The following is a 23,876-nucleotide window of genomic DNA, read 5'->3' on the forward strand; positions in this document are numbered from 1 at the left end:
ATTATATTGCTTTTTTAGTTTTCTTAGAGATTCTAGTTTTAGTATCTCCTTCTACTGTATATCCAACTCTTACAGCTTTTCCTCCTTCTACTAACGATAAGTTAGAGATATGAATTGAAGCTTCTTTCTTTACTATTCCTCCTTGCGGACTTTGAGCACTAGGTTTTGTGTGTTTTGAAATCATATTAACACCTTCAACTATAGCTCTGTTTTTATCTCTAAGGATTTGTAAAACCTTTCCTTCCGATCCTTTATGGTCTCCTGCGATTACTGTAACAGTATCTCCTGATTTGATTTTAAACTTTGTCATCGTCTTTTCTCTTTTAAAGCACTTCAGGTGCTAATGATACTATTTTCATGAATTGTTTCTCACGAAGTTCACGAGCAACTGGTCCAAAAACACGTGTGCCTCTCATTTCCTCTGTAGGATTTAAAAGTACACAAGCATTATCATCAAATCTGATATAAGAACCATCTTTACGTCTAACTTCTTTCTTCGTACGAATAACTACTGCTCTAGAAACTTGTCCTTTCTTTACAGTACCGTTTGGTGTTGCAGATTTTACTGTAACAACAATTTTATCTCCAACTCTAGCGTATCGCTTTCTTGTTCCTCCTAAAACGCGGATTACTAAAACTTCTTTAGCTCCAGTATTATCTGCTACTTTTAATCTTGATTCTGTCTGTAACATATTATTTAGCTCTTTCTAGGATTTCTACTAATCTCCAACGTTTAGATTTACTTAAAGGTCTTGTTTCCATAATCTTTACAGTATCTCCAACATTACAATCGTTTGTCTCATCGTGTGCAACGTACTTTTTCGTTTTTAAAACGAACTTACCATACATTGGGTGCTTTGTTCTTTTTGCTGCAGAAACAACAATAGATTTTTCCATTTTATTGCTGGATACAACACCAATTCTCTCTTTTCTAAGATTTCTTTTTTCCATCTTTAAAACTGACTACAATTATTGTAAATCTCTTTTTGTTAACTCTGTAGCAATTCTTGCAACAGATTTTCTTAAGGCTCTTAACTGTATTGGATTTTCCAAAGGAGAAATCGCGTGAGCCATTTTTAAATCAGTATAGTTTTTTTTCAACGTGCCAAGATTTTCTTGTAAATCTGCAGTTGATAATTCTTTAATTTCTGACTGTTTCATTTTCTTATCGAATTAAGCGTTATCAAAATCGCGAGCGACTATAAACTTAGTTTTTACTGGAAGTTTTTGTGCTGCTAAACGTAATGCTTCTTTTGCAACTTCGATTGGTACACCACCAACTTCAAATAAAACTCTTCCTGGCTTTATAACAGCAACGAAATATTCTGGAGCTCCTTTACCTTTACCCATACGTACTTCTAATGGTTTTTTAGTAATAGGCTTGTCTGGAAAAATTTTAATCCATAATTGACCTTCTCTTTTCATATGACGAGTTGCCGCAATACGAGCTGCTTCTATCTGACGAGATGTTAGTAAATTCTGATCTAAAGATTTAATTCCAAACATTCCGTTTGAAAGTTGAGTCCCTCTACCAGAGTTTCCTGTCATGTTCCCCTTCGCTTTCTGTACCTTACGGTATTTTACTCTTTTAGGCTGTAACATTTTTAATTTCTAATTTTAAAAATTATTTTCTTCTACGAGATTGTTGTTTCTTATTAGCTCCACCTTGCTTTTTTGACAAACCAACTAATGGAGATAATTCTCTTTTTCCATAAACCTCGCCCTTCATAATCCATACTTTAACTCCGATTCTACCGTAAGTTGTATGAGATTCTACAAGTGCATAATCTATATCTGCTCTAAAAGTAGAAAGAGGAATTCTACCTTCTTTATAGTGTTCAGAACGTGCCATTTCAGCTCCATTTAAACGACCTGAAATTTGGATTTTAATCCCTTCAGAGTTCATTCTCATTGCAGCAGCAATAGCCATCTTTATTGCACGTTTGTACGAAATTCTATTTTCAATTTGACGAGCAACACTAGAAGCAACTAATTTTGCATCTAATTCTGGTCGTTTAATTTCAAAAATATTAATCTGTACTTCTTTACCAGTAATTTTCTTAAGCTCTTCTTTTAACTTGTCTACCTCTTGTCCTCCTTTTCCGATAATAATACCAGGTCTAGCAGTAGTGATAGTAACGGTTACAAGTTTAAGCGTGCGCTCAATAATAACTCTAGATACACTTGCTTTAAATAATCTAGCATTTACATACTTTCTTATTTTGTCATCTTCTGCAATTTTATCTCCGTAGTCATTTCCACCATACCAGTTAGATTCCCAACCTCTGATGATTCCTAAACGAAGTCCTATTGGATTTGTTTTTTGTCCCATGTCTACTTTAATTATTTGCTTTCAATATTTTTACTACCTAACTCTAAAGTAACGTGATTAGAACGCTTACGAATTCTATGAGCACGTCCTTGCGGAGCTGGTCTTAATCTTTTTAACATCCCTGCGCTGTCTACACAAATAGACTTCACATATAACCCAGCTTCTTCAATAGATGCATCTTCATTTTTAGCTTGCCAGTTTGCAATAGCAGACAATAACAATTTCTCTAAATTAATAGATGCTTCTTTTGAGCTGAATTTTAAAATTTGTAGTGCTTTTTCTACTTCTACACCTCTTACTAGATCCGCCACTAGACGCATTTTTCTTGGTGATGTAGGACAGTTAGTAAGCTTAGCGAAAGCTTTATGCTTTCTAGCTTCTTTTAACTGTTCTGCCATGTTATGTTTACGAACTCCCATTTCCTACTATTTTTTACCTTTATTTTTTGCACCTGCGTGTCCTCTAAAAGAACGTGTTGGTGAAAACTCTCCTAATTTATGCCCTACCATGTTTTCAGTAACATATACTGGTACAAACTGCTTTCCGTTGTGAACTGCAATTGTTTGTCCAACAAAATCAGGAGTAATCATAGTTGCTCTTGACCAAGTTTTAATTACTGATTTGCTATCTGATTCTACGTTAGCTAAAACTTTCTTTTCTAACTTGTAGTGAACGTAAGGTCCTTTTTTTAATGATCTTGCCATAACTTATTATTTCTTTCTACGTTCTAAAATATACTTATTACTAGCTTTCGTTTTAGATCTAGTTTTGAATCCTTTAGCAGGAATTCCATTTCTTGATCTTGGATGTCCTCCAGAAGATTTCCCTTCACCACCTCCCATTGGGTGATCAACTGGGTTCATTACTACTGGTCTAGTTCTTGGACGTCTTCCTAACCATCTACTTCTACCTGCTTTACCAGATACTAATAATTGATGATCAGAGTTAGAAACAACTCCAATAGTTGCCATACATGTTAACAAAATAAATCTTGTTTCACCTGAAGGTAACTTAACTGTTGCATATTTTCCCTCTCTTGCCATTAACTGAGCAAAAGATCCTGCAGAACGAGCCATAACAGCTCCTTGTCCTGGACGTAATTCAATACAAGAAATTGTAGTTCCTAATGGTATCTCACTTAACAACATTGCATTTCCAATTTCTGGACCTGCTCCTGCACCTGATACAATAGTTTGACCTACTTCTAATCCGTTTTGTGCAATCACATAACGTTTTTCTCCATCAGTATAACTAACTAAAGCAATAAATGCTGTACGATTTGGATCGTATTCGATAGTTTTTACTGTTGCAGGGATACCTGTTTTATCTCTTTTAAAATCGATAATACGATATTTTTTCTTATGACCACCTCCAATATTACGAGTTGTCATTCTACCCTGATTGTTTCGACCTCCAGATCTTTTTTTCGGAGCTAATAAGCTTTTTTCCGGCTTGTCAGTAGTAATGGTGTCGAACCCACTTACTACTCTAAAACGCTGACCTGGTGTTACTGGTTTTAATTTTCTAACTGACATTCTTGTCTTTTTACTTAAAGATTGTTATAAAAATCTATAGTTTCTCCTTCTGCTAACTGCACTATTGCTTTCTTGTAAGCTCCTTTCATTCCCGTAACCATACCTTTCTTTGTGAATTTAGTATTTCTCTGAACAGGATAATTCATTGTTCTTACAGCTGAAATTGCAACTCCATAAGCAGCTTCAATAGCTCCTTTGATTTCCAACTTGTTAGCTCTTTTATCTACAACAAATGCATAACGGTTATTTAACTCGCTATCGGTTGTTGCTTTTTCGGTAATAATAGGTTTAATTAAAATATTCATTGCTATTATTTGCTAAAATTTGATTCAACTCCTTCTAAAGAACCTTCAGTAAACACAACTTTATTAGCGTTTAAAACTCCGTAAGTACTTAAATCTGAACTACTTACAACTTTTGTTCTTTTTAAATTTCGTGATGACAAATATACATTATTATTTGACTCAGCCAACACAAACAAAGATTTTTTGTTTTCTAACCCTAATGCTTTCAATACATTAACAAAATTCTTAGTTTTTACTGTATCGAAATCAAAGTTCTCTACAACTACTAAATTTTTATCTTTTGCTTGTGTACTTAACGCAGATTTACGAGCTAAACGCTTTAAATTTTTGTTTAGTTTGAAAGAGTAATTTCTTGGCCTTGGTCCGAACATACGTCCTCCACCTCTAAAAACACCAGACTTGATAGAACCTGCTCTTGCAGTACCAGTTCCTTTTTGTTTTTTAATCTTTCTTGTACTTCCAGAAATCTCAGCTCTTTCTTTCGATTTGTGAGTTCCTTGTCTTTTATTTGCCAAATGCTGCTTTACATCTAAGTAAATAGCGTGCTTATTTGGTTCGATTCCGAATACATCGTTAGAAAGTTCAACTTTTCTACCTGTATCTTTTCCTGTAATATCTAAAACTGCTACTTTCATTATTTCTGAATAGTTACGTAAGCATTTTTGTGTCCAGGAACTGCTCCTTTAACAACAAGTAGGTTTTTATCTGCAACCACTTTTAATACTTTTAGATTCTGCACTTTAATTGTATCTCCACCCATTCTTCCTGCCATTCGCATTCCTTTGAATACTCTAGCTGGATAAGATGCCGCTCCAATAGATCCTGGCGCTCTTAAACGGTTATGTTGCCCGTGAGTTGCTTGACCAACCCCTGCAAATCCATGACGCTTTACAACTCCCTGGAAACCTTTACCTTTAGAAGTTCCTGATACATCTACGAATTCACCTTCTTCAAAGTGCTCAACTGTAATTGAATCTCCTAATTTATACTCTTTTTCAAATCCTTGGAATTCCATGACTTTTCTTTTAGCAGATGTACCAGCTTTTTTAAAGTGTCCATCTAAAGCTTTATTAGAGCTTTTTGCTTTTTTGTCATCGAAACCAAGTTGCAAGGCGTTGTAGCCGTCAACCTCTTCGGTTCTGACTTGGGTAACAACGCAAGGACCTGCTTCGATTACTGTACAAGGAATATTCTTCCCGTTTTCGTCGAATAAGCTGGTCATTCCTATTTTTCTTCCTATTAACCCAGACATTCTGTTTAGATTTAAGACGTTAGATTTATATTATCCATCGCGTCTATTATTAATAAATTATTTTTTTGAAACTTCCGTTTCTTTTGTCTTTCTAGAAATTCGTTCAAAAAAAACAGCGTTAAACATGTTCAACGCTGAATATGTTTTTACCGTTTTTCCTTCGCGAAACCCTCCGGACATGTGTATTCTGAATACCTTCAGAATTTTTTTATCTCATTTATGAGATTCCGATTTGTATCGGAAAAATTTTTAAACTAAGCCTTTTCAACTTATAAATAAGCTGAAAAGGTTAGCTTCAAATACTTATACTTTAATCTCAACTTCAACACCGCTTGGTAACTCAAGTTTCATTAAAGCATCAATAGTTTTCGAAGAAGAACTATAAATGTCTAATAATCTTTTATAAGCAGATAATTGAAATTGCTCTCTAGATTTCTTGTTTACGTGTGGTGAACGTAATACTGTAAAAATCTTTTTATGTGTTGGTAAAGGAATTGGACCATTTACTAATGCTCCTGTACTCTTTACTGTCTTTACGATTTTCTCAGCAGATTTATCTACTAAATTGTAATCATAAGACTTTAATTTGATTCTAATTTTTTGACTCATTTTTTATCTATTTAGTAAATTATCCTTTTGCTTTTGCAATTACATCTTCAGAAACATTAGATGGAGTTTCTGCATAGTGAGAAAATTCCATTGTAGATGTTGCTCTACCAGATGACATTGTTCTTAATGCAGTAACATATCCAAACATTTCAGATAATGGTACAGTAGCTTTTACTACTTTAGCTCCAGCTCTATCACTCATGTCAGATACTTGCCCTCTTCTTCTATTTAAATCACCTACAATATCTCCCATGTTTTCTTCAGGAGTTAGTACTTCTACTTTCATAATAGGTTCCATGATTTTTGCTTTTGCAGCTTTTGCAGCAGCTTTGTACCCTAATTTAGCAGCAATCTCAAAAGATAACTGATCAGAATCCACAGCATGGAAAGAACCATCTTTTAATGTTACTTTTAAAGAGTCCATTTCGTATCCTGCTAAAGGTCCGTTTTTCATTGCCATTTTGAAACCTTTCTCAATAGAAGGAACAAATTCTTTTGGCACGTTACCACCTTTAATTTCAGATTCGAATACCAATCCTTGAACACCTTCATCAGCTGGTTCCATCGTAAATACGATATCTGCAAATTTTCCACGTCCACCAGATTGCTTCTTATACACTTCTCTGTGATCTGCAGAAGCAGTAATAGCTTCTTTATATTCAACTTGTGGCTGACCTTCGTTAACTTCTACTTTGAATTCACGTTTTAAACGATCAACAATAATATCTAAGTGTAACTCACCCATTCCAGAAATAATAGTCTGTCCTGAAGCTTCGTCAGTTCTTACTTGAAATGTTGGATCTTCTTCAGCTAATTTTGCTAAAGCCATACCTAACTTATCTACATCTGCTTTAGTTTTAGGTTCAACCGCGATACCAATTACTGGATCTGGAAAGTCCATAGACTCTAAAACAATTGGATGTTTTTCATCTGATAAAGTATCTCCAGTTTTAATAGATTTAAATCCTACAGCTGCACCAATATCTCCTGCTTCAATAAAATCGATAGCATTTTGCTTATTAGCGTGCATTTGATAAATTCTAGAAATACGTTCCTTTTTACCTGATGTATTATTTAATACATACGAACCAGCATCTAAACGACCAGAATATGCGCGGAAAAATGCTAAACGTCCTACGAAAGGATCTGTAGCAATCTTAAATGCTAAAGCCGAAAAAGGTTCTTTAACATCTGGTTTACGTCTTTCTTCGTTGTTAGTGTCTGGATTAACTCCTATTACACTTTCTCTATCCATAGGAGAAGGTAAATAACGACAAACAGCATCTAATAAAAACTGCACTCCTTTATTTTTAAATGAAGAGCCACAAACCATAGGAATGATAGCCATATCCATTACAGCAGCTCTAAGTGCAGCGTGCACCTCGTCTTCTGTTATAGAATCTTCATCTTCCATGAATTTTTCTAATAAGTCTTCATCGTAACTAGCTACTTCTTCGATTAATAAAGCACGGTATTTACGCACTTCATCTTTCATGTCTTCTGGAATAGCAACTACATCAAACGTAGATCCAAAGTTGTCATCATGCCATACAATAGCTCTGTTTTTAACTAAGTCTACAATACCTTTGAACTCATCTTCATCACCAATATTTAAAACAATTGGTACTGCGTTCGACTTCAACATATCTTTAACTTGCTGACAAACACCTAAAAAGTCAGATCCCTGACGGTCCATTTTATTAACGAACCCAATTCTTGGAACTTTATAGTTATCCGCTAATCTCCAGTTAGTTTCAGATTGTGGCTCTACACCATCAACGGCACTAAATAAGAATACTAACCCATCTAAAACACGTAACGAACGGTTTACTTCAACCGTAAAATCAACGTGACCAGGAGTGTCAATAATATTAAAGTGGTAATCTTGAGCATCTGCTGTTGGCTCCCCATTTTCAATAGGAAACTTCCAATCACAAGTTGTTGCTGCAGAAGTAATGGTAATACCTCTTTCTGCTTCTTGTTCCATCCAATCCATTGTAGAAGCTCCATCATGAACTTCACCAATTTTATGAGAAACACCTGTGTAAAAAAGAATACGCTCAGTTGTAGTTGTTTTTCCTGCATCAATATGTGCAGCAATTCCTATATTTCTTGTTAATTTTAAATCTCTTGCCATTTCTTAGAATCTAAAGTGTGAAAATGCTTTGTTAGCTTCTGCCATTTTATGAACATCCACTCTTTTCTTAACAGCAGCTCCTTCTTCTTTAGATGCAGCTAATACTTCTGCAGCTAAACGTTGAGCCATTGTTTTTTCATTTCTCTTACGAGTATGTAAGATTAACCACTTGATAGCTAAAGAAACTTTTCTATCTGGTCTAATTTGCATTGGAATCTGGAATGTTGCTCCACCCACACGTTTAGATCTAACTTCTACGTGAGGCATTACATTTGATAATGCTTCTTTCCAAATTTCTAATGCTGATTTTTCTTCTTCACCTTTTCTTTCTTCTACAAGCTCTAACGCGTCGTAAAATACTTTAAAGGCTACTGATTTTTTACCATCCCACATTAAGTTGTTTACAAAACGTGTAACTAATTGATCGTTAAATTTTGGATCTGGTAAAAGAATTCTTTTTTTCGCTCTTCTTTTTCTCATGTCTTTACATTAAAAAAGTTAATAAAATTACTTCTTTGGGCGTTTTGCACCATACTTTGATCTACGTTGAGTTCTTCCCTCAACTCCCGCTGTATCTAAAGCTCCACGTACTACGTGATACTTTACTCCTGGCAAATCTTTTACCCTTCCTCCTCTAACTAATACTATCGAGTGCTCTTGCAAATTATGTCCTTCTCCAGGAATGTATGCGTTTATCTCATTACCGTTAGTCAATCTTACTCTGGCTACTTTACGCATCGCAGAGTTAGGTTTCTTAGGTGTTGTAGTATAAACACGTGTACATACTCCTCTTCTTTGAGGACATGATTTCAAAGCAGCCGATTTACTCTTCTTAGTTATTTTGGTTCTTCCTTTACGTACTAATTGTTGTATCGTTGGCATACTAAATTGTTAATAATTACGTTTTTATTTATAATTTGTCTCTTTTTAAGAGTTTGCAAATGTACAATTAAATTCTAATTATTCAAATGTCAGCAAGTTATTTTTTAAAACAATATTTTTTTATTGCCAATTATAATTTTCAACTTACTTTTAATGGCTATAGATTTATTGATTTTGAATAAAAAATTTACACCTTATATATATATACTTTTTTTTAGCTTTTTTGTGTGCACGACTTACAGTCAGGAAAACAATAATTATATTTTAAATATAAAAAGCAAAGACAGTATTGAAAACAACTCTATCAAAAGCATTGTTTACAAAAATATTTTCAACAAAAAAGAAAACCTGTATAAAACAAAAGATAGTGTTCTAAACATTTTAAAAGAAAAAGGATATTACACCTTATTAATTGACAGCGTAAATCAACAAAAAAAGAAGTACACGTATTATTTAAGACTAGGAACTAAAATAAAAGACATATATATAAAGGTACAACCAAAAGATGCTGAAATTTTTATTGCTTTAAATTTAAAAACCAAAAATGAGTTTTTGATTCTTGAAAGCGAAAAACTAAAACCTTTATTAAATACTATCAATAAATATTTAATTGAAAACGGTCTGCTTTTTTCTAAAGTTAAATTGATAAACGCAAACATCAAAAATCAATCTCTTTACACAGAACTTCAAATTAGCTATTCTAAAAAAAGAAGCATCAACAAAACAATTCTAAATGGATATATAGATTTTCCTTCATCATTTGTAAATCATTATTTAAAGTTAAACAATAAGATTTTAATTACTGAAAATAAAATTGAAGATATCTCTAAAAAAATAAATCGATTACATTTTGCTTCAGAAATTAAAAAACCAGAAATTTTATTCAGTAAAGATTCTACAATTTTATATCTGTATTTAAAAAAGAAAAACGCAAACAGTTTTGATGGTTTGATTAATTTTTCTACCGAAAACAAAAAACTAAATTTTAGAGGTTATTTAGATCTGAACTTGGTAAATATTTTTAATAAAGGAGAAGAAATTAAAATCAATTGGAAAAACAACAGCAACAAAAAACAAGATTTTACTTTAAGCACAAAAGTGCCATATATTTTTAACAGTAAGATTAGCACCGAAGCATCATTTAATTTATTTAGAAACGACTCGACATACATCAACACAAACTCAAAAATTTCTTTAAACTATCCTTTAAATCAATTTATAGATATATCCATTTTATTTTCAGCAGAAAATTCTACTATAAATTTTACCTCAAACAACATTTCTAATTTTGATAAAAAAATGTTTGGCTTTGGAGTATATTACAATTCTCACAAAAACAGCGAGTTTAATCTTAATTTTAACATTTTATTCGGAACAAGACGTACAAATACAAAAAACAATCAACTATTATTAAATCTTACAAGTTCTGGAATCATAAAAACTTCAAATAAAACAGCTATATATATAAGGAGTAAAAGCGGGTTTTTATTTTCTAGTTTTTATTTAAATAATGAACTTTTTAGAGAAGGCGGTACAAATAGTATTAGAGGTTTTAATGCGCAGTCAATATTTTCTTCAAAATTTTCATATCTAAATAGCGAACTTCGCTTTCTATCTAATAATAATTCTTACTTGTATAGTATTCATGATGTTGGCTTTTTTAATCTAAACACAAGAAACAGTGTTTTATACTCATTAGGTTTTGGTTACAACTTTATTAAAAACAATAATTCAATAGACATATCATATATATATGGTAATTCTACAGAAGCAATATCATCTTTAAATTCTTCAATTTTATCTATTAAATTGATTACTTTATTTTAAAATAATCGAAAAAACCTGGCTTTGAATTATAATTAATTTAACATTTTTTAGCTTTTTAGTTGTGTATTTAACTTTTTATTATGATTTTTGGCTCTAATTAATTCAAATAATTACACAATGAAAACAAAGTTTAATGGAATTTTAACGCTATTACTAGCGTTGGTGGTGCAAATTTCTTTTGCACAAGAAAAAACTGTTTCGGGTACAGTTTCAGACAATTCAGGTGCTTTACCAGGAGTTAGTGTCCTTATTAAAGGAACAACTACAGGTACGGAAACTGATTTTGACGGTAAGTATTCTATTAGAGCTAAGGCAGGTGATGTTCTTAGTTTTAGTTATTTAGGATACACTACAGTCGAAAGAACTATTGGCTCTTCTAGTACAATTAATGTTACTATGAAAGAAGATGCAAATGTATTAGACGAAGTAGTTGTTACTGGTCTAGGTATTAAAAGAGATAAAAAAGCCTTAGGTTTCTCTCAACAATCTGTAAAAGGTGAGGCTTTAGTTAAAGCAAAAGAAGTTGATATTTCTAACGCATTAGCTGGTAAAATTTCTGGGGTACAAATTGTTGGTAACAACAGTTCTACTTTTGGATCTTCTCAAATTAAATTAAGAGGTGAAACTAACGTTCTTTATGTTGTTGATGGTATAAAAGTATATGCGTCTTCAGACATTAACACAGACAATATTGCTGATATTTCTGTACTTAAAGGTGGTTCTGCAACAGCAATTTACGGTCCTGAAGGTAGAAATGGAGTTATTGTTATTACAACAAAACAAGCAAAAAAAGGTACTGCTACTATTGATGTAGATTACGCAACTACTGTAAACTCTGTAACAAACTTACCAAGCATGCAAAATGAGTATGGTGGTGGTTATAGTCAATCTTGGAACACTTTTACATACAATCCAGCAACAGATCCTGCGTCATGGGCATCTTTTAATGGGCAAAAAATTCCTGAATATTATGCAGATGAGTCTTGGGGTCCTAAATTAGACGGAACAATGGTTCGTCACTGGGATTCATGGATTGTTGGAGCTCCAACTTTTGGTGAACTAAGAGCTTGGTCTCCTACAGCAAATGATATTGATACATTTTATGATGTTTCTTTAACTCAAAATGCAACTGTATCTTTTAATAAAGCTGATGAAGACTATTCTTTCAGAACTTCTGTTTCTTACTTGCAACAAAATGGAGTTATTCCAAATTCAAAAAGAGAGCAAACAAGAATTGCGCTTAACGCAAAATACAATGTTTCTGATAAAATTGAATTTTTTGTTAACATGAATTATGATAGCAGACAATTATTAAACAATCCTGATCAAGGATATGGTAACTTAGGATCTAACTTTAACCAATGGTGGCAAAGACAATTAGACTTTAAAAGGTTAAGAAATTACGAGCAACAAGGTAACCTTGTTTCTTGGAACATTAACAGCCCACGAAGCACTAAACCATTATATTGGGATTCTCCTTACTTACACTCATATGAGAACTTAAAGCATAACAACAAAAATGCTGTATATGGTAAAATTGGTGTTAACTATACTTTTGATGACAATCTTTCATTTACTGCAGAGGTTAGAAGAACTTTTAACTCTTATCAAAATGACGACAGAGGAACAACAAAAAGTTTATTAGACCAATCATTCTATTCAGAATCTCAGTCTAGAGCTACTCAAAAAGAATTTTTTGCAATGGCTAACTACAACAATAAATTTATGGATGATGTGTTAGATGTTGATGTTTCTGTAGGTACTGAAATTAGTGAATTTGAAAATAAGTCTTTAAGCGCAAGTTCTGCTGGAGGTTTAACAATTCCTTTATTTTATAACTTAGCTGGTTCTAAAGATGCTGTTAATACAAGCTCAGGACTTACTCAAACAGAGTCAAGAGGTATTTTCTCTAAAACTTCTATTGGATATAAAAGTACAGTGTATTTAGATGCATCTTACAGATTAGATTGGAAATCTACTGCAAACCCATTAGCTAACAGAGTTGAAACTTACGGATTCTCTGGAAGTTTCTTAGCACACAAAGTATTACCTAAAAATGATGTTTTAAATTTTGCTAAAGTTAGAGCAGGATATTCTACATCTCCATTTTTCCCTGGTGCGTACCAAATTTCTAGTGTATTCAATCCAGGTAACTTATATAATGGATACGGAACGTTGTCGGTGTCAAGTACACAAGCAAACCCTATCTTAGAAGGTGGTATTAGAAAAGAGTTAGAATTAGGAACAGAAATGTTTTTCTTTAATAACAAATTAGGTTTAGATATTACTTACTTCAGCAGAAAAGATGAAGGTATTCCTGTACGTGTTCCTTTAGATGGATCAACTGGATATACTGGTGTAACTGTAAATGCTGGTAAAACAACTTCTTCTGGTATAGAAATAGGTTTATCTGGGGATGTTATCAGAACTGAAGATTTTACTTTTGGTGTTGCTGCAAACTTTGCAACGTTATCTAAAGTTGTAGACTATATTTATGATGGAGTTTTATCTAGAGATATTAGTACTTATACTTCTAACATGAAGTTACAAGAAAGAGTTGGTGAAGAATGGGGATTATTCTACGGAAGAGGATTCGCCAGAGGAGCTAATGGAGAAATCATGTATAAAGCAAGTGGTAACTTCGCTTTACAGCCTAACAAATTCTTAGGTTCTTTATTACCAGATTTCACTGGAGGTGTAACAACTAATTTTGATTATAAAAACATGAGCTTAACCTTAGGTTTTGACTTTCAAGTTGGTGGTAGATACTACTCAAGAACTGAAAGATATATGGACCACTCTGGTTTATCTATGATAACTGCAGGATTAAACGACAAAGGAAATCCTAAAAGAGACCCTGTTGCTTCTGGTGGTGGTGTTCATATAGTTGGTGTATTACAAACTGGAACAGATGCAGATGGTAACCCAACTTCTGATGGTACAGTTGTTGATAGATATGTAGAGGCTGTAGATCACTTTTATCTTGGTAACTTAGGTAATGTTTATGAAAACAACTTACACGATGCAACATATGCAAAATTAAGAACTATTAGATTTAACTACTCTTTAAACAAAGATTTTGTAAATAAATTTAATATTAAGTCTGCTTCTATCGGAGCTTTTGCAAATAATGTTTGGTTAATATACTCTGATGTTCCATGGATTGATCCTTCGGAAATTGAAAAAAGATCTGGAGTAAACTGGGCTGAAGCTGGTACATTACCAAGCACAAGATCATTCGGATTGAACTTAAAATTAACATTTTAAAAATATATAAAATGAAAAAAACAATTAAAAAAATAGCTGTCTTTATGTTTGCTGCTACTATTATCAGTTCATGTGAAACTGTTGATTTTGGAGACATAAATAATAATCCAAATGGACCTACAGCTGCCGTTACATCTCAACTGTTACCACAGGCTCAAATTTCTGTGTCTTCAGTTATTACAACTGTAAGCGGTATAAATTATGTACAACACATTACAGAAGGACAGTATCCTGGACCTTCTAGATATGCAGGTTTAACGTTTAGTTATAATGGGTGGTACACAGGACCAATTCAAAACTTAAACAAAATTATTGAAGTAAATTCAGATGCAGCAACTGCTCCGGTGGTAGCAAGTTTTGGAGATAACGATAATCAAATTGCTGTTTCTAAACTATTAAGAGCATATTTTTTACACTATATGACAGATACTTGGGGTGCATTACCTTGGTCTGAAGCTTTTAAAGGTATTGAAGGAACTCAACCTAAGTTTGATACACAAAAAGAACTTTACACGTTTATGTTTGCAGAAGTCGATGATGCCTTAGGAAGAATGAATGGAAATGCTGGACCTCAAGGTGATATGCTTTTTGGCGGAGACATGGGAAGATGGGCTACTTTTGGTAACACATTAAAAATGATCATGGCTTTAAGAATTTCTGATATTGATGCAGCAACTGCAAAAACTAAATTTGAACAAGCTGTTGCTTCTGGTAAATTAATCATGAGTAATTCTCAAAACATTAGATTTAATTATGGTTCTGATGAAGGAAGTGATAATCCTTGGGAAGACAGATTTTTTAGCCGTGAAGACTATATGATGTCAGAAACGATTATGGGCTTTATAGCTGCTAAAAACGATCCTAGAAAAACAAAGTATGCTAAACCTGCACAAGACAACACAGTACCAGATGTATGGGCTGGAGCACCGAACGGAAAGGTAAATGGTAATACTAAAGATTATGCTTTTATTTCTGATACAGTTATTGGTGACCCTACTTACAAAGTAGCAATCTATACAGCTGCTCAAACTCACTTCTCTTTAGCAGAAGCTGCAGTGAAGGGTTGGAATGTTGGTGGTGGTTCAGCTGCCGCTCATCAAAAAATGGGTATTGAAGCATCAATGATGGACTGGGGTGTTGATATTGCAGATATCAATACATATACTGCTGCTAACCCTGGTGCTACTATGGCAGATATTGCTTATGAAAAGTATATGGCTTTATACTTAAACGGACCTGAAGCTTGGGCAGAATGGAGAAGACTAGATGCACCTGCATTGACACCTTCTATATATGCACTTGTACAGAAGATTCCTGTAAGACATGCTTATAGTTCATCTGTTCAAGATAACAATCCAGATAACTATGCTGCTATGCTTGCTTTTCAAGGAGCAGATGATTTACACACTAAATTATGGTGGGATGTAAATTAATTATAGAAATATAATTTAAAAAAATTAAAAGCTGTTAAGATTTCTCTTAACAGCTTTTTTTTATTGAAAAATGTTGAATTTTAATATTTATCAATAGATTATGTTTAATTAACAATAATTAACAATAATAAATGTTAAAACATTGGGATAATTAAGAAAATATTAGGATTTTTGTAACAATTAATTCAAATAATTATAAAATGAAGACAAAGTTTAATGGAATCTTGACGCTTTTATTAGCGTTTGTTGTGCAAATGAGTTTTGCACAGGACAAGACTATTTCAGGAACTGTTACAGATGCATCTGGTGCATTGCCTGGAGTAAGTATTTTAATTAAGGGAACAATAACTGGTACTGAGACAGATTTTGATGGTAAATATACCATTAGAGCTAGATCTGGTAATGTTTTAGTTTTTAGCTACCTTGGTTACAAAACAATTGAAAGAACTGTTGGAAGTGCTGCAGTAATCAATGTAACTTTAGCAGAAGATGCTAACGTTCTTGATGAAGTAGTTATTTTAGGATATGGTTCTCAAAAGAAAACAGAACTTACAGGTTCTACTGTTCAGGTTAATTCTGAAGAGATAGAATTAGTTCCTGTTTCTACAGTAGATCAAGTACTGCAAGGAAAAGTAGCTGGTTTGGTATTTAGTGGAAATTCTGGTACACCAGGTTCTGCAACAGATATTAGAATTAGAGGTGTAAGTTCAATTACAGCTGGTAATGAGCCTTTATATGTAATTGATGGAGTACCAATGAACAATAGCAACGTTTCTGCTACAGGTTCAGGTTCTTCTTTATCTGCATTATCATCTATCAACAGTAACAACATTGAAAGTATTACGGTACTTAAAGATGCTTCTGCTACTGCTGCTTATGGTGCAAGAGGATCTAACGGTGTAATTTTAATTACAACAAAATCTGGTAAGTCTGGTAAAACAACGTTTAGCTTTAGCTCTTCTGTTGGTTTCTCAAATGACGCAACTGATGGACCAACAGTTTTAACTGGAGCTCAAAGAGAAATGTTATTTTACGAAGCTTTATACAATACTTATGGTACTGGTTTTGGTTTAGCTGATGTAGCTGCTGCAAAAACTTGGTATGAAACTACAGGTTTTTTTGGAGATGATTACGTAAAATGGAATGCCGCTGGTAGACCAGAAGGTAATTGGGCTGAAGCTATTACAAATAAAGATGCTTTATTTCAAGAATACAACTTAAGTGCACAAGGTGGTGATGAAAATCATAACTTTTTTGCATCCTTAGGATATTACAAACAAGATGCTACGGTAATTGGTTCTACTTTTGATAGAGTATCTGGGTCTATTAACTTTTCTAAAAACTTAACTGATAAGTTAAAGTTTTCAACAAAGAATAGTGCATCTCATACATATCAAGATGGTTTATTAGAATCTAGTGCATACTTTTCTTCACCTCGTGCGGTAAAGTTCTTTATGCCTGCAATTGATCAACCATATAATCCTGACGGAACTATTAATTTGAATACAACGTTACCGAATCCATTATGGATTGCTCAAAATGACATTGATGATTCTAAATTTACAAGAATTATTACGAACAACTTATTTGAGTGGGAAACTCCAATCGAAAATTTAAGAATGGGGTCTAGAATCAATATCGATTATCAAGTGTATAACTATAAGAGATATAGAAACAGAATTAGTGGAGATGGAGCAGGTTCTAACGGATATGCTTGGGCTGCACACACAAATAATGTAACCTATGTATTTGCAAATACATTAGATTATACTTATAACATTAATGAAGATCATCAATTAGATTTTACATTAGTACAAGAATTTCAAAAAAATAGAAGATTATACTTAGATGGTGATGGTGACAACTTTGCAACAGATGGATTGACAAACTTAGCTTCGGCTGGTAACCCTACATCTGCAACTTCTTCTTTCTCTGATTGGGCAGTAGCACGTTACTTAGGTTTACTACACTATTCAGGTTTTCAAGGACGTTATGTTTTTGATGCAACTTATACACGTGAAGGTAACTCAAGATTTGCACCAGCAAAAAGATGGGGTAACTTCTGGTCTGTTGGTTCTGCATGGAACCTTCATAAAGAAAGCTTTATGGAAGACTTAGATTATATTAATAATTTAAAGGTTAGAGCATCTTATGGTGTAACTGGTAACGCTAACATCGGGTTAAACTCTTACCAAGCATTGTTTGGTTTTGGAGGAACTTATGGTGGTGGTGGTGCTATTAACCCTACAAGTTTTGGTAATAACGATTTATCTTGGGAAACTTCTCATACATTTGACGTAGGACTTGATGTTGGATTATTCCAAAATAGAGTTAGTGCTTCTGTTGGATACTACAGAAGAGAATCTAAAAATTTATTATTAGATGTTCCTCTTTCTTTAACGACTGGTTTTAATAATCAAACGAGAAACATTGGTAGAATGGAAAATAAAGGGTTTGAAGTTGAATTCAATGCTGACATCATTAGGTCTGAAGACTTTAACGTTTCTGTAGGTGGTAATTTTGCTACAACTAAAAACGAAGTGTTAGAATTAGCTGTTGATGGTAATGGTAACGATATTAATATTAATGGAGGTTCTAATGGTTCTAGTTCTAGATCTAGAACAGAAGTTGGACAACCTGTTTGGGGATGGTATATGCGAAAATGGGCCGGAGTAGATCCTGCTAATGGAGATGAACTATACTACTTAAATGGTAAAGACGGTGCTACTACAAATAACTTTAATCTTGCTGAAAGAGCATTTCAAGGTGGTAGTGCAATTCCAAAATTAACAGGTGGATTAAACGTACATGTTGACTTTAAAGGATTCTTTTTAGACCTTAATGGATATTACGCAAGTGGGCATAAAGTTTATGAAGACTGGCACAGATATACTAACGGTACAGATTTCTTTTCTACATTGTATTACCAAGGTGTCGATGCTATTTTAGATAGATGGCAAAAACCTGGAGATACAGGAAAAAGATTTGGTAGAATGCAAGCGACAACAATTCCTTGGCAAAGTAATTCTAAGTTCTTATACGACGGAGATTACTTTAGATTAAAGAACTTAACTTTTGGTTATGATTTAGATGCGGATGTATCTGAATCTATTGGAGTTTCTTCTGCAAGATTATTTGTTAGAGGAACCAACTTATTTACTTGGGTTAAAGAAGATAATTTAAAATATGACCCTGAGGTAAATGCTGGTGGTACAGCTGGATTAACAACACCTCCAGTTAAATCTATCATTTTTGGTATTAATATTAAATTTTAGAGATCATGAAAAAAATAAATAAATTATTTACAACTCTTTTCATCCTTACATTAGTATTTTCTTCATGTAATACTGCTGATCTAGACCCAAGTTTAGAGCAAAGTAAATCAGTAGAAGGAAGTATTAAAACGATATCGGATGTAGAAGGTATTATGAAAGGAGCCTATAATGCAATTACTGGCTCAGGATATTATGGTAGAGATTTTATCATAAATGGTGAAGTTCGTTCTGATAACTGTTTTTCTAACGGTAACTCTGGGCGTTTTACAACACAAGCTTCTTTAACATATAACGCAAACTCTGGGTTTATGTTTGATGATGCTTATCGTGCAATTGCAATTGCAAATATTGTTATCGCAACTGATTTAACTACTTTAACAGGAGATGCTGCTTATGGAGTGCACCTTCAAGGGCAAGCATATGCAATGAGAGCATTAGCTCATTTTGACTTAGTAAAGATGTATGGTCAACAACATGCTGGTGGTACTTTAGGTGTTCCTTATGTTAAGGAATTTAAAGGATCTGATTTATTCCCTGCTCGTGAAACTGTAGCTGCTAATAAAGCTGATATTTATTCAGATTTAGAAATGGCTTACACTAAAATGAGTAATGCATATTTTGATGGTTCAAAAGAATACATGTCTAAAATGACTGCAAAAGCTTTAGAATCTAGAGCTGCAATTTATTTTGGAGATTATCCTAGAGCTAAAAGTGCTGCGTCAATTGTTATAAACTCTGGATTATATTCAGTAATGTCAGCTGCAAACTATGTATCTTCATGGACTGGTAAAGGGAATGGAAATTCAATTTTTGAATTAGCTTTCAGCCCAACTGATAATGCAGGTATTAATGGTTTGGCATACATCTATAGAACAACAGGTGGTGGAAGCTACGGAGATGTTCAGGTTATAGATGGTGTTGATGGTATTTTTGATGCTGGTGATGTTAGAAAAGGTATTTTAGGTATGGAAGGAACTATGTTAAGAAATATTGGTAAATACCCAGACAATCAAGGATATGACAACGTAGTTGTTATTAGATATGAAGAAGTTATTTTAAACTATGCAGAAGCATTATTTGAAGAAGGAGCTGCATCTCATCCTGCTGCAATAGCACAATTAAATGCTATTACAAGTAAAAGAGGAGCCGCTGCTTATAATACAATATCTAAAGCACAAATTTTAGAAGAAAGAAGAAAAGAATTAATGTTTGAAGGTTTCCGTTTTGATGATTTAATGAGAACAGGAGCTGGATTAGTTAAGTCTTCAGTGCAACAAAATTTTGCTGCAACATTTACGTATCCAAATAACGCATTTGCTTGGCCAATTCCACAAGGTGAAATTGATGCCAATTCAAATATGGTTCAAAATACTGGATACTAATTAATTATTAGAATTATAAAAGAAACCACCTCAATTGAGGTGGTTTTTTTATTTATAATTACATTTGCAATATGGAAATTAAAACAGAAATAATCTTTGGAATTAGAGCTATTATAGAAGCTATACATAGCGGCAATACAATTAGTAAAGTATATTTACAAAAAGAGCTAAAAGGAAGTTTATTCTCTGAGTTAAATGGACTAATAAAAGCCAACGGAATATCTACAAGCAATGTTCCTGTTGAAAAATTAGATCGTTTATCAAAATACAACAATCATCAAGGAGCTGTTGCACAAATTTCTCCTATTGATTTTTATGATTTAGATGAATTGATTGAAACGACTTTAGAAAACAATAAAATTCCATTATTTTTATTATTAGATCAAATCTCTGATGTTAGAAATTTCGGAGCTATTATAAGAACTGCAGAATGTACAGGCGTTAACGGAATTATCATTCAAAAAAATGGAAGTGCTCCAGTAAATGCAGAAACAATAAAGACATCTGCCGGTGCAGCTTTTAAAGTACCAATTTGTAAAGTAGATCACATTAAAGATGCTATGTTTATCTTGCAAGCATCAGATATTAAAACTGTTGCCGCCACAGAAAAAACAGACGATTCCATTTTTGACATCAATTTTAATCAACCTATTGCAATTATAATGGGTTCTGAACATAGAGGAGTTAATCCTTCTATTTTAAAAATGGTAGATTATAAAGCAAAGCTTCCTATTCTAGGAGATATAGAATCATTAAATGTTTCTGTTGCTTGTGGTGCTTTTTTATACGAAACAGTTAGACAGAGGTTAATTAGTGGTTAGGAATTAGTAGTTAGGATTGTTTACTTTTCTTCTGAATTTAACTCCTCTTCTACTTCTTTTTTTGGTGGATTAAAATTGCCATCATCATCAAAAAGCAAATCGAATTCTGTTTCTTTAAATTCATATTGTTCTTTAACTATTCCTTTTTGTTTAAATATAAAAGCAAAAATAAATCCTACTAAAAAACCTGACAGATGTCCTTCCCAAGAAACACCTTCTTTAATTGGAAAGACAAACCAAACCATACTTCCATATAAAAAAATTACAATTAATGAAACTGCAACTAATTGAAATTGTTTTTTTATAATCCCTGAGAAAAAGACAAAACTGAATACTAAATACACAATTCCGCTTGCACCAATATGATATGCATCGCGAGCAATCAACCAAGTTAGTAATCCAGAAATAAGTCCACCTAAAAAAAGAACTTTTATATAAACAGATTTATAAAAGTAAATTAAAAACGATAATAAGACGAACAGAGGGATTGAATTATTAAAAAGGTGGTTTGTGTCGCTATGAATAAAAGGAGAAAGAAAAATACCTTTTAAGCCACTTAAACTTCTTGGTAAAATTCCTGCTTTTGTGAAATTAAATGAAAACTGAATTTCAAACCAATAAACAAACCAGATGGCAAAAATAAAAGTAAGAGGAACTATCAATACCTCTTTTGTAAATTTAAATTGATTGCTTGTTTTCATCCATATAAAATTAGCAAAAATTCAGCCATTTAAAATTTACTGAAAATCTGTCATAAAACTTCCTTATTTTTACAGTATGAACGAACCTCTAGCAGAACGTATAAGACCAAAAAAATTGGATGACTATATTAGTCAACAACATTTAGTTGGTAAAAACGGTATTCTTACAAACCACATTAAACAAGGAATTATTCCTTCTTTAATTTTATGGGGACCACCAGGAATTGGCAAAACCACATTAGCAAATATTATTGCACAAGAATCTGACAGACCTTTTTATACGCTAAGCGCAATTAGTTCTGGTGTAAAAGACGTTAGAGAAATTATTGAAAAAGCAAAAAATAGCGGTGGTTTATTTACAAGTAAAAACCCTATTTTATTTATCGATGAAATTCATCGTTTTAGTAAATCTCAACAAGACTCTTTATTAGGCGCAGTAGAAAAGGGTTGGGTAACATTAATTGGGGCAACTACAGAAAATCCGAGTTTTGAAGTGATTCCTGCATTACTTTCTCGTTGTCAGGTGTATATTTTAAACTCGTTTGATAAAGAAGATTTAATTGCTTTAATAGATCGAGCAATAAAAAAAGATGAGTTTATTTCTAAGCGAAAAATAAAACTACTAGAAACAGATGCGTTAATTCGTGTTTCTGGTGGTGATGCAAGAAAACTCTTAAATGTTTTCGAATTGTTGGTCAATTCATCTGAAGATCCGGTAAAGATTACTGACAAATTTGTCTTAGAGAAAGTGCAAAAAAATACTGTTCATTATGACAAAACTGGCGAGCAACACTACGATATTATTTCTGCGTTTATAAAATCTATACGTGGAAGCGATCCAAATGCCGCAGTGTATTGGTTGGCAAGAATGATTGAAGGCGGCGAAGATGTTAAGTTTATTGCAAGAAGGTTATTAATTTTAGCATCCGAAGATATTGGAAATGCAAATCCGACGGCTTTAATTTTAGCAAATAATACGTTTCAGGCGGTTTCTATAATTGGTCATCCAGAATCGAGAATTATTTTAAGTCAGTGTGCTATTTATTTAGCAAATTCTGCAAAAAGCAACGCTTCATATGAAGCCATTGGAAATGCGCAAGAATTAGTAAGAAAAACTGGTGATTTGTCGGTTCCTTTAGCTTTGAGAAATGCGCCAACCAAATTGATGAAAGATTTAGATTATGGGAAAAACTATAAGTATGCACATAATTACGAGAATAACTTTGCAAATCAAGAGTTTTTACCTGAAGAAATTAGCAATACAAAATTGTACGAACCAGGAAATAATCCAAGAGAAACTGCTTTTAGAGAAGTTTTAAAAAACAGATGGAAAGGCAAGTATAAATACTAAAACTTAACTTGATATTCTTTCTGAATTAACACATTGTTTTCATAAAACTCAGCAACCCAAATAACATTCTTTTTATATAAGATTCCATTTTTATTTTCAATAATGAAAATGTTTTCTTGATGTGTTTTTAAAACTTTAAAAATTACTTTAGGAGTTGTATCTACTAATTGAAATCCATTATTAGTAGTTTGAGCATATAATACATTTTTTATTCCCTTTTTAGTTTCTGTTACTTTATTAGTGCTTGTTGTGTTTGCTACAACTGCTTTTACAACAGCTACTTTTTTTACCTTAGGAGTTTCTACAACTTTGACAACTGGTTTTATAGTGTTTGCTTGTGCTTTATAAGAATAGTTTTTAATTATTGGATCTTGAAAGGCGTTTCGAATAGCTTCATGAAAAGATTTTTTGTACTCTTTCTCCTTACTTTTTCCAATAATACTTGAGTAAATTATTTTATCATTACAGTCTTTTAAGACCACATTTACTTTAGTTGTAAACATAGATGAAGTATTATTAATTGACGCAAATAAAGCTAAACAGTTATCCTTTTTTAAATCATCAGGCAAATTATCTATACTTAAAAACGATGTATATCCATATTTATTAAAAAGAAATTTTGTTAAAGAACTTGTTTGGTATTGATCTGCTTTTTTAAAAAATTGAAACTTCTCTGCAACTACAACATATTTATAATTGCTTAATTTTTGTTGTCCAAAAAAAGAAAAACTATATACAAAAAACCCAAAAAAAAATAATTTCTTCAT

The 23,876-nt window shown here is 32.7% G+C and carries 25 protein-coding genes; 7 read left to right on the forward strand and 18 right to left on the reverse strand.

From position 1 onward, the window contains the following. Nucleotide 1 precedes the first annotated feature (1 nt). From rplX to rpsL, 16 genes are all read right to left on the reverse strand, one after another. The gene (gene rplX / locus ABDX67_RS06325; RefSeq protein WP_301401457.1) at nt 2-310 is read right to left on the reverse strand and encodes a 50S ribosomal protein L24; all 309 of its coding nucleotides are present in this window, start codon (nt 308-310) and stop codon (nt 2-4) included. 13 nt (nt 311-323) lie between these two features. Further along, complete coding sequence (rplN, locus tag ABDX67_RS06330) at nt 324-692, reverse strand: 50S ribosomal protein L14 (protein WP_347174117.1); 369 nt, start codon at nt 690-692, stop codon at nt 324-326. A 1-nt stretch (nt 693) separates the two neighbouring features. After that, nucleotides 694-951, reverse strand: a complete 258-nt coding sequence (gene rpsQ, locus ABDX67_RS06335) for a 30S ribosomal protein S17 (protein WP_347174118.1) — start codon at nt 949-951, stop codon at nt 694-696. A gap of 18 nt (nt 952-969) precedes the next feature. Beyond that, entirely contained in the window at nt 970-1,161 is a 192-nt protein-coding gene (gene rpmC, locus ABDX67_RS06340) for a 50S ribosomal protein L29 (RefSeq protein WP_301401462.1), read from the reverse strand. 12 nt (nt 1,162-1,173) lie between these two features. Further along, the gene (gene rplP / locus ABDX67_RS06345; protein WP_347174119.1) at nt 1,174-1,602 is read right to left on the reverse strand and encodes a 50S ribosomal protein L16; all 429 of its coding nucleotides are present in this window, start codon (nt 1,600-1,602) and stop codon (nt 1,174-1,176) included. A 22-nt stretch (nt 1,603-1,624) separates the two neighbouring features. After that, nucleotides 1,625-2,332 carry a 30S ribosomal protein S3 gene (gene rpsC, locus ABDX67_RS06350; RefSeq protein WP_347174120.1) on the reverse strand — a complete coding sequence of 236 codons (708 nt, stop codon included), beginning with the start codon at nt 2,330-2,332 and terminating at the stop codon, nt 1,625-1,627. Nucleotides 2,333-2,343: 11 nt separating this feature from the next. After that, a complete protein-coding gene (gene rplV / locus ABDX67_RS06355; protein ID WP_347174121.1) occupies nt 2,344-2,751 on the reverse strand; it encodes a 50S ribosomal protein L22 in 408 nt (135 codons plus the stop codon). A 6-nt stretch (nt 2,752-2,757) separates the two neighbouring features. Next, nucleotides 2,758-3,036: a 30S ribosomal protein S19 gene (gene rpsS / locus ABDX67_RS06360; RefSeq protein WP_347174122.1), complete on the reverse strand. Its 279-nt coding sequence runs from the start codon at nt 3,034-3,036 to the stop codon at nt 2,758-2,760. Between the two features lie 6 nt (nt 3,037-3,042). Continuing rightward, nucleotides 3,043-3,867, reverse strand: coding sequence for a 50S ribosomal protein L2 (rplB, locus tag ABDX67_RS06365; RefSeq protein ID WP_347174123.1), 825 nt, complete (start codon nt 3,865-3,867; stop codon nt 3,043-3,045). Between the two features lie 14 nt (nt 3,868-3,881). After that, nucleotides 3,882-4,172, reverse strand: coding sequence for a 50S ribosomal protein L23 (rplW, locus tag ABDX67_RS06370; RefSeq protein ID WP_301401472.1), 291 nt, complete (start codon nt 4,170-4,172; stop codon nt 3,882-3,884). A gap of 5 nt (nt 4,173-4,177) precedes the next feature. Next, nucleotides 4,178-4,807 (reverse strand): 50S ribosomal protein L4, encoded by a 630-nt coding sequence (gene rplD / locus ABDX67_RS06375; RefSeq protein WP_347174124.1) that lies wholly within the window; start codon nt 4,805-4,807, stop codon nt 4,178-4,180. After that, on the reverse strand, nt 4,807-5,424 hold the full coding sequence (gene rplC / locus ABDX67_RS06380; protein WP_347174125.1) for a 50S ribosomal protein L3: 618 nt from the start codon (nt 5,422-5,424) through the stop codon (nt 4,807-4,809). Before rplC ends, rplD begins: the two co-directional genes overlap by 1 nt. 303 nt (nt 5,425-5,727) lie before the next feature. Further along, the gene (gene rpsJ, locus ABDX67_RS06385) at nt 5,728-6,033 is read right to left on the reverse strand and encodes a 30S ribosomal protein S10 (RefSeq protein WP_347174126.1); all 306 of its coding nucleotides are present in this window, start codon (nt 6,031-6,033) and stop codon (nt 5,728-5,730) included. A gap of 19 nt (nt 6,034-6,052) precedes the next feature. Then, nucleotides 6,053-8,170 carry an elongation factor G gene (gene fusA / locus ABDX67_RS06390; RefSeq protein WP_347174127.1) on the reverse strand — a complete coding sequence of 706 codons (2,118 nt, stop codon included), beginning with the start codon at nt 8,168-8,170 and terminating at the stop codon, nt 6,053-6,055. A gap of 3 nt (nt 8,171-8,173) precedes the next feature. Continuing rightward, nucleotides 8,174-8,650 carry a 30S ribosomal protein S7 gene (gene rpsG / locus ABDX67_RS06395; RefSeq protein ID WP_347174128.1) on the reverse strand — a complete coding sequence of 159 codons (477 nt, stop codon included), beginning with the start codon at nt 8,648-8,650 and terminating at the stop codon, nt 8,174-8,176. A 27-nt stretch (nt 8,651-8,677) separates the two neighbouring features. Continuing rightward, nucleotides 8,678-9,052, reverse strand: coding sequence for a 30S ribosomal protein S12 (gene rpsL / locus ABDX67_RS06400; protein ID WP_188597492.1), 375 nt, complete (start codon nt 9,050-9,052; stop codon nt 8,678-8,680). Nucleotides 9,053-9,277: 225 nt separating this feature from the next. Here rpsL and ABDX67_RS06405 point away from each other — a divergent pair, with 225 nt between their 5' ends. The 6 genes from ABDX67_RS06405 to rlmB all read left to right on the forward strand — a co-directional run bounded on the left by ABDX67_RS06405 (nt 9,278) and on the right by rlmB (nt 21,057). Next, nucleotides 9,278-10,879: a BamA/TamA family outer membrane protein gene (locus tag ABDX67_RS06405; protein WP_347174129.1), complete on the forward strand. Its 1,602-nt coding sequence runs from the start codon at nt 9,278-9,280 to the stop codon at nt 10,877-10,879. Between the two features lie 117 nt (nt 10,880-10,996). Then, a complete protein-coding gene (locus tag ABDX67_RS06410) occupies nt 10,997-14,146 on the forward strand; it encodes a SusC/RagA family TonB-linked outer membrane protein (protein WP_347174130.1) in 3,150 nt (1,049 codons plus the stop codon). An 11-nt stretch (nt 14,147-14,157) separates the two neighbouring features. Then, nucleotides 14,158-15,579: a SusD/RagB family nutrient-binding outer membrane lipoprotein gene (locus ABDX67_RS06415; protein WP_347174131.1), complete on the forward strand. Its 1,422-nt coding sequence runs from the start codon at nt 14,158-14,160 to the stop codon at nt 15,577-15,579. 200 nt (nt 15,580-15,779) lie between these two features. After that, nucleotides 15,780-18,854 carry a SusC/RagA family TonB-linked outer membrane protein gene (locus ABDX67_RS06420; RefSeq protein ID WP_347174132.1) on the forward strand — a complete coding sequence of 1,025 codons (3,075 nt, stop codon included), beginning with the start codon at nt 15,780-15,782 and terminating at the stop codon, nt 18,852-18,854. A 5-nt stretch (nt 18,855-18,859) separates the two neighbouring features. Continuing rightward, on the forward strand, nt 18,860-20,236 hold the full coding sequence (locus ABDX67_RS06425; protein ID WP_347174133.1) for a RagB/SusD family nutrient uptake outer membrane protein: 1,377 nt from the start codon (nt 18,860-18,862) through the stop codon (nt 20,234-20,236). Between the two features lie 71 nt (nt 20,237-20,307). After that, nucleotides 20,308-21,057 carry a 23S rRNA (guanosine(2251)-2'-O)-methyltransferase RlmB gene (gene rlmB, locus ABDX67_RS06430; protein WP_347174134.1) on the forward strand — a complete coding sequence of 250 codons (750 nt, stop codon included), beginning with the start codon at nt 20,308-20,310 and terminating at the stop codon, nt 21,055-21,057. A 20-nt stretch (nt 21,058-21,077) separates the two neighbouring features. Here rlmB and ABDX67_RS06435 read toward each other — a convergent pair whose 3' ends face one another. Beyond that, nucleotides 21,078-21,758 (reverse strand): rhomboid family intramembrane serine protease, encoded by a 681-nt coding sequence (locus tag ABDX67_RS06435; protein WP_347174135.1) that lies wholly within the window; start codon nt 21,756-21,758, stop codon nt 21,078-21,080. 76 nt (nt 21,759-21,834) lie between these two features. Here ABDX67_RS06435 and ABDX67_RS06440 point away from each other — a divergent pair, with 76 nt between their 5' ends. Next, on the forward strand, nt 21,835-23,109 hold the full coding sequence (locus ABDX67_RS06440) for a replication-associated recombination protein A (RefSeq protein WP_347174136.1): 1,275 nt from the start codon (nt 21,835-21,837) through the stop codon (nt 23,107-23,109). On the opposite strand, the gene ABDX67_RS06445 is transcribed toward ABDX67_RS06440, so the two are convergent. Next, entirely contained in the window at nt 23,106-23,876 is a 771-nt protein-coding gene (locus ABDX67_RS06445) for a hypothetical protein (RefSeq protein ID WP_347174137.1), read from the reverse strand. The genes ABDX67_RS06440 and ABDX67_RS06445 overlap by 4 nt on opposite strands.

Source organism: Polaribacter uvawellassae (assembly GCF_039748955.1).
GTDB classification, from domain to species: domain Bacteria; phylum Bacteroidota; class Bacteroidia; order Flavobacteriales; family Flavobacteriaceae; genus Polaribacter; species Polaribacter uvawellassae.